This window comes from Streptomyces sp. AC602_WCS936, from assembly GCF_019049125.1.
Taxonomy (GTDB): domain Bacteria; phylum Actinomycetota; class Actinomycetes; order Streptomycetales; family Streptomycetaceae; genus Streptomyces.
On record NZ_JAGMUF010000053.1, the window covers coordinates 12161 to 27046 of the forward strand.

Here is a 14886-nt window from a genome sequence, read left to right on the forward strand (position 1 = left end):
CCGACTTCACGATCCTTCCGCCGGAACGGATCCTCATCCATGCCGGGTTCCCGGAGCCGGGACGGCTCGAGCACAGGACGCCGCGGGGCGGGAGGGGTGCTTCTCGGACCAGGAGGAGATCCGCACGGACGTCGCCTCCATCCTGCTGGGTTTCGGCAGGCTCGTACGCCCGGAATCAGCAGCACACGGCCTGAACGGCCCGCCGGACATGTCCCGGCCGCCACCCCCTGACCATCAGGCACTGAAGTGCCCGTTCCAGTGCCCAATCCGGCCGGATCGGCCGGAGTCAGGAGCGTGCCGCGCGGATGCCGATTGCGGTGACGGCCGTTGCGAGGGCCGCGGCGGCCGTCACTCGCAGGGCTCGTGTGCGCCAGGGTGGAGCCGGACGAGACGGACCGGGCTCCTCGGGGCGGCCGGACCCGGCGTGTGGGCCCTGTTCGCGGGCGAGTTTCATGAGTTCGGCGACGTGCAGCGCCCGGCGGCCGGTGCCGGCGTCCTTGATCTGTGTCTTGCAGGAGAAGCCGTCGGCGACCACGGCACAGTCGTTCTCGGCCTCCCGGACCGCTGGGAGGAGGGCCTGCTCGCCGCAGTCCATGGAGATGTCGTACTTGCCGGACTCGAAGCCCCAGGAGCCGGCCAGGCCGCAGCAGCCGCCCTGGAGGTTCTCCACTTCGAGGCCCATGCTCTCCAGGAGCTTCTGGTCGGGGCTCATGCCGCCGGTGGCCCGCTGGTGGCAGTGGCCCCACAGGAGGGCTTTGCCGTCGAGGGCGGGCGGCTGGATGCCGTAGGTCTGGAAGAACTCGGCGAAGTGGTGGGCGTTGCGGGTGAGGCGTTTGGCGTCGTCGTCGTGCGGCAGCAGCTTGGGCAGCTCGTCCTTGAAGACGGCCAGGCAGCTGGGCTCCATCCCGACGATGGGCGTACCGGCGCGCAGTTCGGGACGCAGGACGTCCAGGACCCGGCGCAGGTAGCGTTCGGCTGCGTCCAGGAAGCCGTAGTCGTACAGGGGCCGGCCGCAGCAGATGTGCTGCTCGGGCATGATGACCCGCCAGCCGGCCGCCTCGATGGCCTCGACGCAGGCCACGCCGACCTGGGTGTGGAAGTAGTTGTTGAAGGTGTCGGGGAAGAGGACGACGGGCCGCCCGGTCGGATTGGCGGTGCCGCCACGCCGGCGGAACCAGTCCTGGAGCGTCATCGGCGCGAAGCGGGGGAGCGGGCGCTTGCGGTCGATGCCGGCGACCAGCTTGGCGATCTGCGACAGCCCGGGCGTCTGGGTGGCGATGTTGGCCAGCTCGGGAATGTGGGAGGCGAGGCGGGCGGCCTGGTCGATGAAGCCGAAGGCGTAGGCATGGCGGGGGCGCCACCGCTTGGCCGACTTGAAGTGGTGGTGGAGGAATTCGGCCTTGTAGGTGGGCATGTCGACGTTGACGGGGCAGTCGTTGGTACAGCCCTTGCAGGACAGGCAGAGATCGAGGGCGTCCTTGACCTCCTTGGACTGCCAGCCGTCGGTGATCACGTCGCCCTTGAGCATCTCGTACAGCATCCGGGCCCGGCCGCGCGTGGTGTGCTTCTCCTCGCGGGTCACCTGGTAGCTCGGGCACATCGTCGTCTCGGCCTGCGGGACGCGGCACTTGCCGATGCCGACGCAGCGCAGGGTGGCGTGGGCGAAGTCGCCGCCGTCCTCCGGGTAGGCGAACTTGAGGGGGATGCGGGGCGGGTTGTAGTCGGTGCCGAGTTTGAGGTTCTCGTCCATCCGGTAGGGGTCGACGACCTTGCCGGGGTTCATCTTGCCCTGCGGGTCCCAGACGGCCCTGAACTGCCGCATGGCCTGCAGCAGTTCGCTTCCGTACTGCTTCTCCAGCAGTTCGCCTCGCTGCTGGCCGTCGCCGTGCTCGCCGGAGACCGATCCGCCGAGGGCGACGACCAGGTCGGCGGCGTCCTCCATGAACGCCCGGTAGGTGGCGATGCCGTCGGCGGTACGGAGGTCGAAGCTGAGCCGGGAGTGGATGCAGCCCTGGCCGAAGTGCCCGTACATGGCGCCGGTGATGCCGTGCCGTTCCATGACCCCGCGCAGCTTGCGCACGTACTCGCCGATCCGGTCCGGCGGGACGGCGGAGTCCTCCCAGCCGGGCCAGTGGTCCTTGCCGCCGGGCGGGAACGCGGTCGAGCCGAGGCCGCCCTCCCGGATCGCCCACAGGTGTTCGCTGGTGCCGCCCTCCTGCTTGCTCTTGGCCAGGCGGACGCGGTCGCGGGCGTAGCCCATGTCATCGGTGAGCCAGTCGATGAAACCGTGGGCCTGCCCGACGGACTCCTCGGCGGTGTCCGCGCCGAACTGGACGACGAGCCAGCCTCCGCCGCCCAGGCGCGGCAGTTCCTTGATGTCCTCCACGTGCATGTTCTGTTCCTGCTGGTCCCGGATCAGTTCGTCGTCCAGGGCCTCCAGGCCGATCGGCCGCCACTTCTCGATGATCTCCTCGCAGTGCTCGGCCGCGTCGGCGAGATCGTCGTACTCCACGACCACGGTGGTGCGCTCCAGCAGGGCGGGGGTGAGTTTGAGGACGGCCTGGAGCACCGTGGCGCAGGTCGACTCGGTACCGACCAGGGCGCGGGCGACGTTGAAGCCCCGCTCGGGCAGGAGTTCGTCCAGGTTGTAGCCGGACACCCGGCGCGGCACCTGCGTCTCGGAGTGGAAGCGGGCCCTGATGGTGTCGGCGTACTCGTCGCGCAGGTCGCGCAGCGCGGCGTAGATCTCGCCCTTGCGGCCGCCCGCGGCGACGATCTCGTCGAGCTGTTCCTCCTCGTTCACGCCGACCCAGAAGCGGGCGCCGTCGTAGGTGACGACCTCCAGGGCCTCGACGTTGTCGCTGGTGCGCGGGCCTGGCCCGTACAGCTGCGACTGCACCGAGTGGATGCCGCAGGAGTTGTTGCCGATGTTGCCGCCGATGACGCAGCGGGAGTGGGTGGACGGGTCGGGGCCGAAGATCAGGTCGTGCTTGCCGGTGTGCCGGTTGAGTTCCTCGTTGATGACGCCGGGCTCGCAGGTCACGAGGCGGCGGTGCACGTCGATGTCACCGATGGTGGTGAGGTACTTGGAGTGGTCGATGACGACGGCTTCGTTGACGGTCTCGCCCGACAGGCTGGTGCCGCCGCCGCGGTTGAGGACGGGAGCGCCGAAGCGGTGGCAGATCTTGTGGACCGCCACGACGTCGTCCAGGGTGCGCGGCACGACGACGCCGATCGGTACCTGCCGGAAGTTCGAGGCGTCCTGGGCGTACAGGCCGAGGGAGCCGGTGTCGAAGCGGACCTCCCCGTCGACCGCCTTGCGCAGCGCCTGCTCCAGCTTGCCGACGTCGATGGTCTGACGGGCGCGTGGCGGGCCCGCGATCTCCGGGTGGGTCCTGGTCGGTACGTCGCGCGTTGCCTTCGCCATCGGGGGTCGGTCTCCTCGTAGTGGGTGGGGGCCTGGTCAGGAGGGTCGCGTGCCGTGGACGCGGTAGGGCTCCGCGTCGGCCCATCTGACGTCCAGGCCGAGGCCGGGACGGTCGGGGTCGGGGCGGAGGGCGCCGCCGTCGGGCGACAGGGTGCCGTCGAAGAGCAGCCGCTCGACGCGGATGTGGTCGTGGAAGTACTCCAGGTGGCGCAGCCGGCGCACGGCGCAGAAGGCGTGGGCGGAGACGGCCGGCGCGCAGTGCGCGGACAGGTCGAGGTGCCGGGTGGCCGACAGGCCGGCGACCTCCAGTACGCCCGTGATGCCGCCGCAGCGGGTGACGTCGGCCTGGAGGCAGTCCACGGCCGGCCCGTCGGTGAGGTTGACGAAGTCCTGGGCGGTGAAGGCGTACTCCCCCGCGGTGATCTCCAGACGGGCGGGCCCCCGGTCCCGGAGCATGCGCAGACCCTCCAGGTCCGCGGAGCCGACGGGCTCCTCGAACCAGCGCACGTCCCACTCGTCGTGGAACCGATGCGCCCAGTACAGGGCCTCCTTGCGGCCGAGCGCCCCGTTGGCGTCGGCGAACAGTTCCGAGCCGTCGCCGACCGCCCGGCGCACCGCGGTCAGGCGGTCGGCATCGGCCTCCGGGTCGCGCGAGGTCTTCAGCTTCACCCGGGGGATGCCCTGCTCGACCCACCCGGAGAGCTGGTCGGTGAGCCGGTCCAGCGGGTAGTTGGTGAAGCCCCCGCTGCCGTAGACCGGGACGCGGTCGTGGTGGGCCGGCAGGAGGTGGACCAGGGGCAGGTCCAGCAGCCTCGCCTTGAGATCCCACAGCGCGATGTCGACGGCGGACAGGGCCATGGCCCCGACACCCGGACGGCCGGCGTTGCGGATCCGCGCCCCCATCCGCTGCCACAGTGCCGCCGGGGAGGACACGCTCGCACCCTCGATCACCGGCGCCAGCTTCGAGTGTACGAAGTGGGCGGCCGAGACATCGCCGTAGGTGTAGCCGATGCCGGTCCGGCCGCCGGCGTGCACGCGGACCAGCACCACCGTCGTGGAGTCCCACTCCAGGGTGCCGTCCTGTTCCTTGCCGTCCGGTCCGTCGGTGGGCACTTCGAAGGCGTGCACGTCGACCGCGTCGACCGTGCACGCTCCCGGCGCGGTCGTGCCATCGGCCATCAATGCCGTCCGGGCAGGTGCTCGGCATACTCGGTGAGCTTCTGGCGTACGCCCTTGGTGGCGATGCCGACCCGCTCCGGGTCGTGGACGGCGGCCTTGGCGGCCTTCTTGCCCTGCTCCAGCATGATGTGCGGCGGGATCGGCGCGATCTCCGCGTCGACCTTGAACTCCAGCACCACCGGCCGGCCGGCGGACAGTGCCTCGTCCCACGCGGCCCCCACCTTCTTCGGCTTGTCGCAGACGATGCCCTTGAGGCCGAGGAGTTCGGCGTAGGCGGCGTAGGGGACGTCGGGGATGTCCTGCGAGCCGGGGTACTTGGGGTCGCCGGCCATGGCGCGCTGCTCCCAGGTGACCTGGTTGAGGTCCTGGTTGTTGAAGACGCAGAAGATGAACGGGGCGGGGCCGGACAGACGGTCCAGGTACCGCTTGACGGTGATCATCTCGTTCATGCCGTTCATCTGGAACGCGCCGTCACCGACGAAGGCGATCACCGGCCGGTCCGGATACGCGAACCGCGCCGCGATGGCGTACGGCGTCCCCGGGCCCATCGTCGCCAGCGTCCCGGACAGCGACGCCCGCATCCCCTGGCGAAGCTTGAGATGCCGCGCCCACCAGTTGGTGCCCGAGCCGGAGTCGGCCGTGAGGATGGCGCCGTCCGGCAGCCGGGGCGACAGCTCGGAGGCCACTGCCTCGGGGTTGATCAGGCCGCCGAAATGCTGGTCGGCGCGCTTGTCGCAGATCGCGTTCCACTCGCGGACATCCTTCTCGATCTTCTTCCGCCAGCCGCGGTCCTCCTTGTGCCGCAGCAGGGGGATCAGCATCTTCAGCGTTTCCTTGGCGTCGCCGACGAGGTGGGCGTCCATGGGGTAGCGGATGCCGATCATGCGGCCGTCGATGTCGATCTCGACGCCCTTGGCCTGGCCCTCCTCGGGCAGCCACTCCGAGTACGGGAAGCTGCTGCCGACCATCAGCAGGGTGTCGCAGCCCTGGATCATGTTGTCACTGGCCTTGCTGCCCAGCAGACCGATGGGCCCCGTCACGAACGGCAGGTCGTCGGGCAGCACCTCGCGGCCGAGCAGCGCCTTCGCGACGCCGGCGCCCAGCAGCTCCGCCACCTCCACGACCTCCGCCTCGGCGTTGGCGGCGCCCTGGCCGACCAGCATGGCGACCTTCTCGCCCGCGTTGAGCACGTCGGCGGCCTTGCGCAGCTCTCCCTCGTCGGGCAGCACCCGGGGGCGGCTCCAGCCGACGCTGGAGAAGACCGATCCGTGCTCCCTGGGCGGGGAGGGCATGGCGTCCTCCTCCTGCACGTCGTTCGGGATGATGATCGTGGCGATGCCCCGGGTGGTCAGCGCGGTCTTGAAGGCACGGTCGATCACGTGCCGGGCCTGCCCCGGGTGCACGACCATCTGGCAGAACTCGGAGACGTCCGCGAACAGCCGGTCGAGAGCGATCTCCTGCTGGTAGTGCGTGCCCAGCGACAGCCGCTTCTGCTGGCCCACCACCGCCACCACGGGCTGGTGGTCGAGCTTGGCGTCGTACAGGCCGTTGAGCAGGTGAACGGCGCCCGGGCCCGAAGTGGCAATGCAGCAGCCCACCTCGCCGGTGAACTTCGCGTGCGCGCAGGCCATGAACGCGGCCATCTCCTCGTGCCGCGCCTGGATGAACTCCGGGTCGCCGTCGGCCCGGTCGAACGCCCCGAGCAGGCCGTTGATGCCGTCACCCGGATAGCCGTACACACGCTGGACGCCCCACTCGGACAGACGCTGGAGCACATAGTCGGCGACTTGAGTCATGAGGCTCTCCTGGACAGGGGGCGGTTCGGCTTCTTGAGTCCCTTCCCTCAAAGCTCGTAAACGGGACCGTACTCACCCGTTCGGCCATCCACGTCGGGCGACCGTCGCATAAAGCACAGGAACGAGGGGACTCGTCCGCCGTTCAAAGGCGCGGAAGCGAAGAGGACTCCCGCGCGAGGCAATCAGGTCGGGGTGCCGTCGTCCACTTCCGCGCCTACGTTGGGACGTATGTCCACCGCACCTGCACCGCGACCGGCCGTGTGCCGGCGGACCTGCCGAGTGGGCGGACGGGGTGGAAAGCGATGAATGTGGTGCTGCGGTGGTCCGGGGTGGGGAAGGCGGTGTCGTTCTACCGGTACTTCGCCTTCGATCTGCCGGTGTTCACCACGCTGTCGGCGTTGGTGTTCTTGCTCGGTTTCGCCTTTGTCCAGCTGTGGATCCTGGTCACCCATCAGGCGGTGCCGGTCTACTTCACCGTGTATCTGGCCCTGCTGACCACCGGCTCAGTGCTCGCCATGACCGGTATCACGTTGGGCTGGGCCACCCGGGAGGGTGGGCTGCGCCGTGCGGGGCGCCTCGCCTGGGCGCTGGGCAGCGCGGTGTCGCTGGTGTCGATCGGGATGTACCTCTTCAGCCGCACTGCAGGGCTTCCGGGCCTGGGGGAGCTGGCCGGCAGGTGGGACTACATTCCGGGCACTCTCTCCATGGCTCTGGCGGGGCTCTTCGCGGGCCTGCATTTCTCGGTCCTGACCGGGCTGAACGTGGCCGCGCCCGATCGCCGCGGCTGGGACGACTGAACCGGAAGCCGACAGCCCGGAGGTGGCAGTCTTCGTGCAGCAGCTGGATTACCCCGTGTGGCTCCGGGTGGAGCACTGGCTGAACGTCCTGTTCCTCACGCTGCTCATCCGCAGCGGCATCGAGATCGTCGCCACTCACCCCAAGCTGTACTGGCGCAACGACAGCCGGCCGGGCACCGAGTGGGCGCGCTTCACCCGTAAGACGATGCCGAAGGACCGCCTCTACGACACGCTCGACGAGGAGGAGGACTACTCCTCCATCGTTTCCCTGCCCGGTCACAAGAAGCTGGGGATGGGCAGGCACTGGCACTTCATCAGCGTCATCGGCTGGGTCCTGACCGGTGCCGTCTACTACGTCCTGCTGTTCGCGACCGGCCAGTGGCGCCGCTACATCCCCCAGGACTGGTCCCTCTTCTCCACCGCCTGGAACGACCTGCTGACCTACCTCAGCTTCAACCTGCCGCCCCTGTTGCCGGGCCAGCCCCTGGACGCCCTGCAGAAAGTCGCCTACGCGGCCGTCATCTTCCTGCTCGCCCCCTTCCAGATCCTCACCGGAGCAGCCCAGTCCCCGGCGATCGAAGCCCGCTTCCCCTGGTACGTACGGTTGTTCGGCGGCCGACAAGCGGCCCGTAGCCTGCACTTCCTGGGCCTGATCGCCTTCCTGGTGTTCATCGCGGTACACCTGACGATGATCGGAGTGTGGGGCTGGCCGGAACTTCACGCCCTGATGATCTTCGGTGATGTCCGGGACCTGGACTGGGCCGTCGGAGCGTCCATCCTCCTTCTCGCCGGTATCGTCGCCGTCCACGTCGCGGCCACCGTCATCAGCCTGAAGCGGCCGCGAACCGTGCAACGTGGGCTCGGCGCCGTGATCACCCCGGTCCGCCGGGCGCTCCTGCGACCGTTGAAGTCCACCCAGGCGTATCCGCGCCGCGCGGTGTCCGTCGAGCACCGAGTAAACGGGAAACCGCCGTGTTCTCCCGAGTACAAGACGATGGCCGTGCACGACTTCGTGGACTGGCGACTCGAGGTCGGCGGACTCGTGGAGAGGCCCATGACCTTCTCACTGGAGGACCTGCGCGCGCTGGGCCGCCCGCAGACCCAGCAGGTGCTGCACAACTGCGTCCAGGGATGGTCCAGCATCGCCGAGTGGGGCGGCGTACCGCTCCAGACGGTGCTCGACCTGGTCGAGCCGATGCCCGGAGCGCGATTCCTGTGCTTCCTGACGATGCAGGACACCGGCCGCGACGAGCCCAGTGCGGAGGGCGCCGGCCAGTTCTACGAAGTCATCGATCTCAGCCTGGCGGGACATCCGCAGTGCATCCTCGCCTACGACATGAACGGCGGGCCGCTGCCCATCAAGCACGGTGCACCGCTGCGGCTGCGGCTGGAAACCCAGGTCGGCTTCAAGATGGCCAAGTGGATCGAACGGATCGAGGTCGTGTCCGACTACTCCGCGATCGGCGAAGGCATGGGCGGCTGGCGCGAGGACAACGTCTTCTACGACAAGGACGTGGAGGTCTGATGACCAGCACACCGCGCACCGAACAGCCCGTCGACGGGGACCGGGACGGCTCCCGCCGATCCTCCGGTGCACCGGTGCAACCGGCACGGCGACCGGACATCACACCGCTCGACGAAGAACAGCGTCACCAGGTCCACCGCGTGCTGCGCCGCCACCCAGCCTGCCCCAGCTGTGGGAACCGCCGCCGGTGGGCCGTCGGCGACGCGCTTCCCCTCGGTTTCCTCTTTCTCGACGAGGACCAGGACGCCTACATGGTCGCGCTGACCTGCCGGCGTCGTGGCTGCCCTCAGCCTCGTACCGGCATCGTCATGCGGGCTCATGACTTCCTGACCACCTGACCACGTGACCACCTGACCGGGCGAACCTGGCACCGGTGTCGTTCATCGCGGGCGCTCGCCGTCGGAAGGCGGCACCACCAGACCGAGTCCTTTGGCCAGCGGCTCGACGTCCCGCAGTTCGGCGCGCAGGTCCGCGAACCGGCATTGCTCCGCCGGAGTGAGCATCCCACGGCGGTCGAGCGCCGTCAGCCGGGGCAGACGCCCGTGCAGGAACGCTCCCCACCGGATGCCGAAGTCGTAGACACGGTCCGCGTCCGTGGCCTGTTCGGGGTTGTCGGCCAGCTCCCGGAGTTGCCGTACCTGGTCGTGAAGCAGGTCCAGGTCCGCGTTCGTCCCGGGCTTTGGCTCTTCACCCCGGGGTGACTGACGGCGGCCTGTGCTCCATGCGCGCAATCCCATGACCCGTCGCCTCTACAGACCTGGTTCGGCGACACTGAGGGCGTACGGAACCCCCCGCAGGGTCAGATAGACGCGCTCCGGCCCCACCGCCACGCCTGACACCGGTGCCTCCTTCAGCTGGGGATCCTTCAGGGCGGCCCGGTAGTCGATGCTCTTCACGACGGTGAACTCTCCGCTCGGGAAGCCTTCGTAACTGTTCGTCTCCAGGACGACCAGGCGATCCGCGGTGGCGGCGTAGAGCCGGTTCTCGTCGACTCCGAGATGCAGCACCGGCTGCCCGAGGTGGGACTGGGCCACTACCAGCAGTTTGTCACCGCCAGGTGCCTCGTCGATCGCGACGAGGCGGTCCGTCCCCTTCTCCGCGGCGTAGAGCCGGCTGACCTTGACCAGGTCGCCGGTGGCCGTTTCGGCCCGGAAGGTGATGTCGGCGGTCTTCTCCACCGCGTCCACGGCGCCTTTGTAGTGGCTGACCAGGTCGGGGCCGACGGTGTGGAACTCGATGAGGCGTCCGCGCGCGGGGCCGTCGACCTCACCGGTCGGGCCGAGCCGGACGTGGTTCCGTGTCACCACCGCGGGGTCCTCACCGGGGTCCGGCTGGACGTCGACTCCGGTGACGGTGGAGCCGTCCTGGGACAACGCCAGCAGCACGTCCGCGCCGGAGTCGACGGTGACGAAGGAGGGCGCCTCTCCAGCCCGCAGAGATCCCTTCAACCGGAGCGTTCCGGTATCGAGGACGGCGACCCGGTCGGTCTCGGGCAGTGGCGCATACACCACGCTCTTACCCGTTGCGCTCGGTGCGAGGTTCTCTCCCAGGCCGCCGGGGAACGGATCGGAAAGGACCGTACGCGTCGTCAGCCGGCCCGATGAGACAGTGGTGGAGAACTTGACGACCTGCGGCTTCGCCTCAGCCAGTGCGATCACCGCCCCGGCTTCCTTCGACCAGATCGGCTCTCGCACTGGAGTGTCCAGCCGCACCACGGCCACCTGCGGCGCCGAGTCCGGCACCGCGTCGGCCGCGCTGCAGCCCGCGGCCAGCGCAGCGGCCGCCGCGCTCATGGCCACCGTCCGACGAAAGCTCAACAACCTCTCCATTCGCACCGTCCCAGCGGTCACCGCCGACGCGTCGACTCGCTGGGTTCCCGGAAGCACGCCGTCCCATGCAATCCCGTCCCGGGACGCCCCGCCAGCCAGTCGGGCTACCCGTGTCGGTCTGGTGGCGCGGACGTCGCGGCTTGAGCAGATCGTGACCTTTGAGCTCACGAACCGGTAGAGAGCAGCATCGCTTCCTCGGCGTACGCGGCAGCGAGCTGGTCGATCTGCTCGTACCCGGTGCGCAGCAGGAAGGTGTTGAGGCGGCCGTAGGACTTGGCGCCCATGATGAAGAAGTGCGGCTCGGGGGTGCGCAGACTGTCGATCCCGGCGGAGGGCTGGGCGAGGCAGTCCCCGCCCGCGGAGGCGAGGAGGGCGGCGGAGAGGTTCATGGGAGCGCCGGTGGCGTAGCACTCGTGGACCTGCAACTGCCGGTAGAGGGCGGAGTCGCCGGTGTACCCGGTCAGTGCCACGATGTGGTCGCAGAGGATCTCCAGTGGGCCGTCCGGAGTGGTGAGAGTGACGCCCACCTGCTCGCCGAGGGGCCTCAGCGCGTGGACGCGGGTGCCGGTGTGGACGGTGACGCGGTCGTTGGCGCCGTCGGCGAGGGCCGCGGAGGCGTCGACGAGGTGCTGTCGGCCGGGCAGCGTGTCGCCGGGTACGGCGCCCCAGTCGGGCGCGGGGCTGCGCACCGCCCACTCGACCCGGGTGCCGGGCAGGGCGGCGAGGTCGCGGGCCGCGGACTGGGCGGACTTGCCGGCGCCCACGAGCAGGACGGTGCCGGCCCAGCGGTCGGGATCGCCGGTGTCCGGGAGGGTGCGGGTGATGCGGTCGGCGAGGGCGCGTTCGCCGGGGGCGGGGATGCCGCCGGGGCCCAGGGCGTTGGGGTGGGAGTAGGTGCCGGTGCAGTCCAGGACGAGACCCGCCTCAGCGGTGTCCTCGCCGTCGGGAGTGTCCAGCAGGAGGGTGAAGGGGGCCGCGGCGCGGACGGGGGTGCCGATCTGCTCGTGCTTGAGCAGGCCGGTGCGGGCGATGGCGGCGACCCGGGTGCGGAAGCGGATGCGGCCTGCGAGGACGGGCAGGGCGGCGACCGGGTCGAGCAGGCGGGTGGCCAGTTCGGCCCCGGTGGGGCAGTCCTCCCCGGTCGGGGCGTGCGGCAGGTGCGTGCGCATCCGGTGGGAGGCGTTGAGGTCCCACGGGGTGAAGAGGCGGACATGGCCCCAGGACCGTACGTGTGCGGCGACGGTGTCCGCGGCTTCGTAGACGGTGAACGGCCGCCCGGCGTCGGCGCAGGCGAGGGCGGCATCGAGGCCGACGGGGCCGGCGCCGAGGATCGCGACGTGTCGCTGCATGGTGGACTCCCTTTCCGTACGGGTAGCGGTCAGATGGCGCAGTGGACGGGGCGGGGCAGGGTGCCGTCGGTGAGGCGGGCTGTGAAGAACCGCTCGGTCACCAGCTGCCTGCCCGTCGCGAGCGGGGTGCCTGCGGGGGCGAGGTGCAGGTCGGGGCTGGTGGCGACGTCGGCGCCCGCGGGGTGCCAGTGCAGCCCGTCGGCCGTGACGCTCAGTTCGGGGATGCTGGAGTCCTCGCCGATCTCGACTCCCGTCTCGGCGAAGCCGCGGCGCAGGAGCGGGCGTACGGCGAAGTGGTCTGCGGGCAGGCCGAGCCCGGCCAGCAGCTCGGCGACCGCAGGGATCTCGTTGGTGTTGTCCGGGGTTTCGGTGAGGGCGACGCGTGGAGGCAGCCCGACGTCGATCAGGTGACGGATGCCGTCGATGGTGCGCTGCCAGGAGCCGGGGCCGCGGTGAAGGTCGTGGATTTCGGCGGTGGCACCGTCCAGCGAGGTCTGGACGGTGAGCTTGCGGTCGGCAAGTCTCGCGAGGCCGTCGGCCCGGCGGCCCCGCAGCAGCATCGCATTCGTCATCACGACGGTGGGCAGCTCGGCGGAGGCGTGGTCGAGGAGGGCGACGATGTCCGGGTGCAGGAAGGGCTCGCCGCCGGTGAGGTACAGCTCGGTGAACCCGGCCTGTACCGCCTCGTCGACGAGGGCGCGGAAGGTGCCGGTGGGCAGGGTGCGGGCGACGGCCTTGGGGGAGGAGGCGACCGCGCAGTAGTCGCAGGCGAGGTTGCAGTGAAAGTTGGTGTAGATCCACAGCCGGGACGGGAAGTAGGGGGTGCCGAACAGCGGGACCACCGGACGGTCGCTCTGCAGCGCCTGCGGTGTCGCCTCACCCCAGCCGTCGTCGGCGGGGCGGAAGCCGGAGGGCAGAGTGGAGCGGTAGAGGTGGTAGCGGCCCCGGGAGCGTTCACGCGGCGGGAGGATCTCCAGACAGGTGGTCCACCAGCCGGTCTCGATGGTCTCGGTGAAGATCTCGGGGAGCCCGGCGGCGCGCATGGAGCGGGTCTGTGCCTGCCAGTCGTACGCGAGGGGGACCAGCTCGGCGTCGACGTGTCCCTCGGACAGGTCGAGGATCGCGTACCAGACCTCGCGGCGGCCGTCGTTGGCGGGTTTGCCGAGCACGCCGACGTTGACGGCGAGGGTCTCGCCGATCCGTCGCTGCCAGGGCAGGCCGCTGTGGGTGCACAGGACGACGTCGGCTCCGGAGGCCTCTGCTCGCAGGCGGTGCTGGTCCTCGGGGAGTGATTCCCACCAGAAGTCGTTCAGGGCCAGTGTGGAGCCGTGGACCATGTGGACGTCGGCGCCGTCGATCGTCTCCCGGCGCTCGGTGGGCAGGGTTCCCATCCAGGCGGCGAATTCCCGGTCGGTGGTGGCGAGGGTGTGGTCGTAGATGAGCTGGGCGTACTCGTTGTCCTTGGGGTCGCGGTAGCCGCAGCCGCAGTCGGTGTCGCCGCGGGCGATGGCCACATCGTAGTTCCCGGCGACGCACTCGATGCCGTTGGCGGTGAGGATCGGCCACAGCGCGTTCACGTCGGCGCCGAATCCGCCGAGGTCTCCCAGGCAGAAGAGGCGTTCACAACCGCGGGCGCGGGCGTCGTCGACGAATGCCTGGAGGGCGTACGGGTTCCCGTAGGGGCCTCCGCAGACTGCGATACGCATGGGGTCGGCTCCAAAGAATCGAAGGGAGGAGGAGAGGGGGAGAGGGGGGAGAAGTCAGGAGTGGTGCCGTGCCGTTGTTTTCGTACGTCTGGTCCCGAGGAGGCGCGGCCCGGCAACGTAGCGGGCACGGATTGCTTCCGGCTTCACGCCGGCGAAGTACAGCAGCTTCAGGTACTGCATGAAGGCGATCATGCGCCAGGTGCCGTGGGCGACCAGGCGGCGTGAGGAGGCCGTCGACGTGGCGGGCAGCAGGCACAGCCGGCCGCGGCGGTGCAGGCGCCGCGACATCTCCAGGTCCTCCATGATGGCGAGGTCGGGGAATCCGCCGAGGGCGTCGAAGGCGGTCCGGCGGATGAACATGGCCTGGTCGCCGAAGATGTGGTGGAGACGGCGGGCACGGGCGTTCGATGTCCAGGCGAGGTAGTCCAGGGCGGCGGTCCTGTGGTCGAAGCGGAGGGTGAGGCCGCCGCCGACCACGGCCGGGTCGGCGACAGCGGCCCGGATCTGCGCCAGGGCGCCGGGATCGACGGCGGTGTCGGCGTGGACGAACCACAGGATGTCGCCGGACGCGTGCCGGGCGCCCTCGTTCATCTGCCTGGCCCGGCCGCGTTCGCTGGTGACCACGGTGGCGTGGCCGGTGGCGAGTTCGACCGTCGTGTCGGTGGAGCCGCCGTCCACGACGATCAGCTCGCAGTCGGGGAAGTCACGGCACAGGCGGCTCACCGCCTCCTCGATCGTGGCCGCCTCGTTCAGTACGGGGACGATGATCGACACCGGTGTCACGGGACCTCCGCGTGCTGGAGCAGCTCGGCGATCGGCGCGGGCAGTGCCGGGTCCCGCAGGAGCGCGGCGGCGTCCTCGGGGGTGTCCAGGTCCCGCAGCACAGGCAGCAGTTTCGCGCTCAGACCGCCGTCGCGGGCGAGGGCGCGGGTCGCCGTCAGGACCCGGTCCGTGCTCCACGTCTCCGGGGCGAGGGCGAACAGCGAGGTGTGGAGGGCCCGGAGGCCGATCAGGTAATACCCGCCGTCGAGCGCGGGGCCCAGCGCCACGTCGTGGTCGTCCAGCGCGGTGAACGCGGCGGTCAGGTGGGTGGCGGTGAGGGTGGGTGCGTCGGTGCCGATGACCAGCAGCGGGCCCGCACCGTCGGTGATCGCGTCGGTGACCGCCGCGGCCAGGCGCTGTCCTAGGTGTACTGCCCAGGGACGTTGGTCAACCTGGTGATGGGTGGTTTGCCGCCGGTTGCGGTGTGGGGGCGGTGGTGATTGTAGTGATGGAGCC

12 protein-coding genes are annotated in these 14886 nt (G+C 70.0%); 3 read left to right on the forward strand and 9 right to left on the reverse strand.

Going from position 1 to position 14886, the window contains the following annotated elements; genetic code table 11:
* Positions 1 to 286: 286 nt before the first annotated feature.
* From KUM03_RS17255 to KUM03_RS17265, 3 genes are read right to left on the reverse strand one after another with little or no spacing between them, the layout of a single operon-like run.
* On the reverse strand, positions 287 to 3427 hold the full coding sequence (locus KUM03_RS17255; RefSeq protein WP_217249636.1) for an FAD-binding and (Fe-S)-binding domain-containing protein: 3141 nt from the start codon (positions 3425 to 3427) through the stop codon (positions 287 to 289).
* Between the two features lie 36 nt (positions 3428 to 3463).
* Positions 3464 to 4606 (reverse strand): enolase C-terminal domain-like protein, encoded by a 1143-nt coding sequence (locus tag KUM03_RS17260; protein WP_217249638.1) that lies wholly within the window; start codon positions 4604 to 4606, stop codon positions 3464 to 3466.
* Positions 4606 to 6402, reverse strand: coding sequence for a thiamine pyrophosphate-requiring protein (locus tag KUM03_RS17265; protein WP_217249646.1), 1797 nt, complete (start codon positions 6400 to 6402; stop codon positions 4606 to 4608). The genes KUM03_RS17260 and KUM03_RS17265 overlap by 1 nt, the downstream gene beginning before the upstream one ends.
* A 302-nt stretch (positions 6403 to 6704) precedes the next feature.
* Between KUM03_RS17265 and KUM03_RS17270 the strand changes: the two genes are divergently transcribed.
* Genes KUM03_RS17270 through KUM03_RS17280 form a run of 3 tightly spaced genes read left to right on the forward strand, consistent with a single transcriptional unit; the run spans position 6705 to position 9062 of the window.
* Positions 6705 to 7199: a hypothetical protein gene (locus KUM03_RS17270; RefSeq protein WP_217249648.1), complete on the forward strand. Its 495-nt coding sequence runs from the start codon at positions 6705 to 6707 to the stop codon at positions 7197 to 7199.
* 34 nt (positions 7200 to 7233) lie between these two features.
* On the forward strand, positions 7234 to 8724 hold the full coding sequence (locus KUM03_RS17275; protein ID WP_217249650.1) for a molybdopterin-dependent oxidoreductase: 1491 nt from the start codon (positions 7234 to 7236) through the stop codon (positions 8722 to 8724).
* Positions 8724 to 9062 carry a hypothetical protein gene (locus tag KUM03_RS17280; RefSeq protein WP_217249651.1) on the forward strand — a complete coding sequence of 113 codons (339 nt, stop codon included), beginning with the start codon at positions 8724 to 8726 and terminating at the stop codon, positions 9060 to 9062. The genes KUM03_RS17275 and KUM03_RS17280 overlap by 1 nt, the downstream gene beginning before the upstream one ends.
* A gap of 42 nt (positions 9063 to 9104) precedes the next feature.
* Here KUM03_RS17280 and KUM03_RS17285 read toward each other — a convergent pair whose 3' ends face one another.
* The 6 genes from KUM03_RS17285 to KUM03_RS17310 all read right to left on the reverse strand — a co-directional run bounded on the left by KUM03_RS17285 (position 9105) and on the right by KUM03_RS17310 (position 14783).
* Positions 9105 to 9461 (reverse strand): hypothetical protein, encoded by a 357-nt coding sequence (locus KUM03_RS17285; RefSeq protein ID WP_217249658.1) that lies wholly within the window; start codon positions 9459 to 9461, stop codon positions 9105 to 9107.
* A gap of 12 nt (positions 9462 to 9473) precedes the next feature.
* Positions 9474 to 10541, reverse strand: coding sequence for a hypothetical protein (locus KUM03_RS17290; RefSeq protein ID WP_217249660.1), 1068 nt, complete (start codon positions 10539 to 10541; stop codon positions 9474 to 9476).
* Between the two features lie 176 nt (positions 10542 to 10717).
* Positions 10718 to 11902 carry an NAD(P)/FAD-dependent oxidoreductase gene (locus KUM03_RS17295; protein WP_217249663.1) on the reverse strand — a complete coding sequence of 395 codons (1185 nt, stop codon included), beginning with the start codon at positions 11900 to 11902 and terminating at the stop codon, positions 10718 to 10720.
* Positions 11903 to 11931: 29 nt separating this feature from the next.
* Positions 11932 to 13608 carry a radical SAM protein gene (locus tag KUM03_RS17300; RefSeq protein ID WP_217249665.1) on the reverse strand — a complete coding sequence of 559 codons (1677 nt, stop codon included), beginning with the start codon at positions 13606 to 13608 and terminating at the stop codon, positions 11932 to 11934.
* Positions 13609 to 13662: 54 nt separating this feature from the next.
* On the reverse strand, positions 13663 to 14391 hold the full coding sequence (locus tag KUM03_RS17305) for a TIGR04283 family arsenosugar biosynthesis glycosyltransferase (RefSeq protein ID WP_217249667.1): 729 nt from the start codon (positions 14389 to 14391) through the stop codon (positions 13663 to 13665).
* Positions 14388 to 14783, reverse strand: coding sequence for a DUF2064 domain-containing protein (locus tag KUM03_RS17310; RefSeq protein WP_308406346.1), 396 nt, complete (start codon positions 14781 to 14783; stop codon positions 14388 to 14390). The genes KUM03_RS17305 and KUM03_RS17310 overlap by 4 nt, the downstream gene beginning before the upstream one ends.
* Positions 14784 to 14886: the final 103 nt, after the last annotated feature.

Excerpts from the sequence above, each read along its gene's own strand:
- KUM03_RS17255 (WP_217249636.1), bottom strand. The coding sequence starts at position 3,427 with ATGGCGAAGGCAACGCGCGACGTACCGACCAGGACCCACCCGGAGATC.
- KUM03_RS17260 (WP_217249638.1), bottom strand. The coding sequence starts at position 4,606 with ATGGCCGATGGCACGACCGCGCCGGGAGCGTGCACGGTCGACGCGGTC.
- KUM03_RS17265 (WP_217249646.1), bottom strand. The coding sequence starts at position 6,402 with ATGACTCAAGTCGCCGACTATGTGCTCCAGCGTCTGTCCGAGTGGGGC.
- KUM03_RS17270 (WP_217249648.1), top strand. The coding sequence starts at position 6,705 with ATGAATGTGGTGCTGCGGTGGTCCGGGGTGGGGAAGGCGGTGTCGTTC.
- KUM03_RS17280 (WP_217249651.1), top strand. The coding sequence starts at position 8,724 with ATGACCAGCACACCGCGCACCGAACAGCCCGTCGACGGGGACCGGGAC.
- KUM03_RS17285 (WP_217249658.1), bottom strand. The coding sequence starts at position 9,461 with ATGGGATTGCGCGCATGGAGCACAGGCCGCCGTCAGTCACCCCGGGGT.
- KUM03_RS17295 (WP_217249663.1), bottom strand. The coding sequence starts at position 11,902 with ATGCAGCGACACGTCGCGATCCTCGGCGCCGGCCCCGTCGGCCTCGAT.
- KUM03_RS17300 (WP_217249665.1), bottom strand. The coding sequence starts at position 13,608 with ATGCGTATCGCAGTCTGCGGAGGCCCCTACGGGAACCCGTACGCCCTC.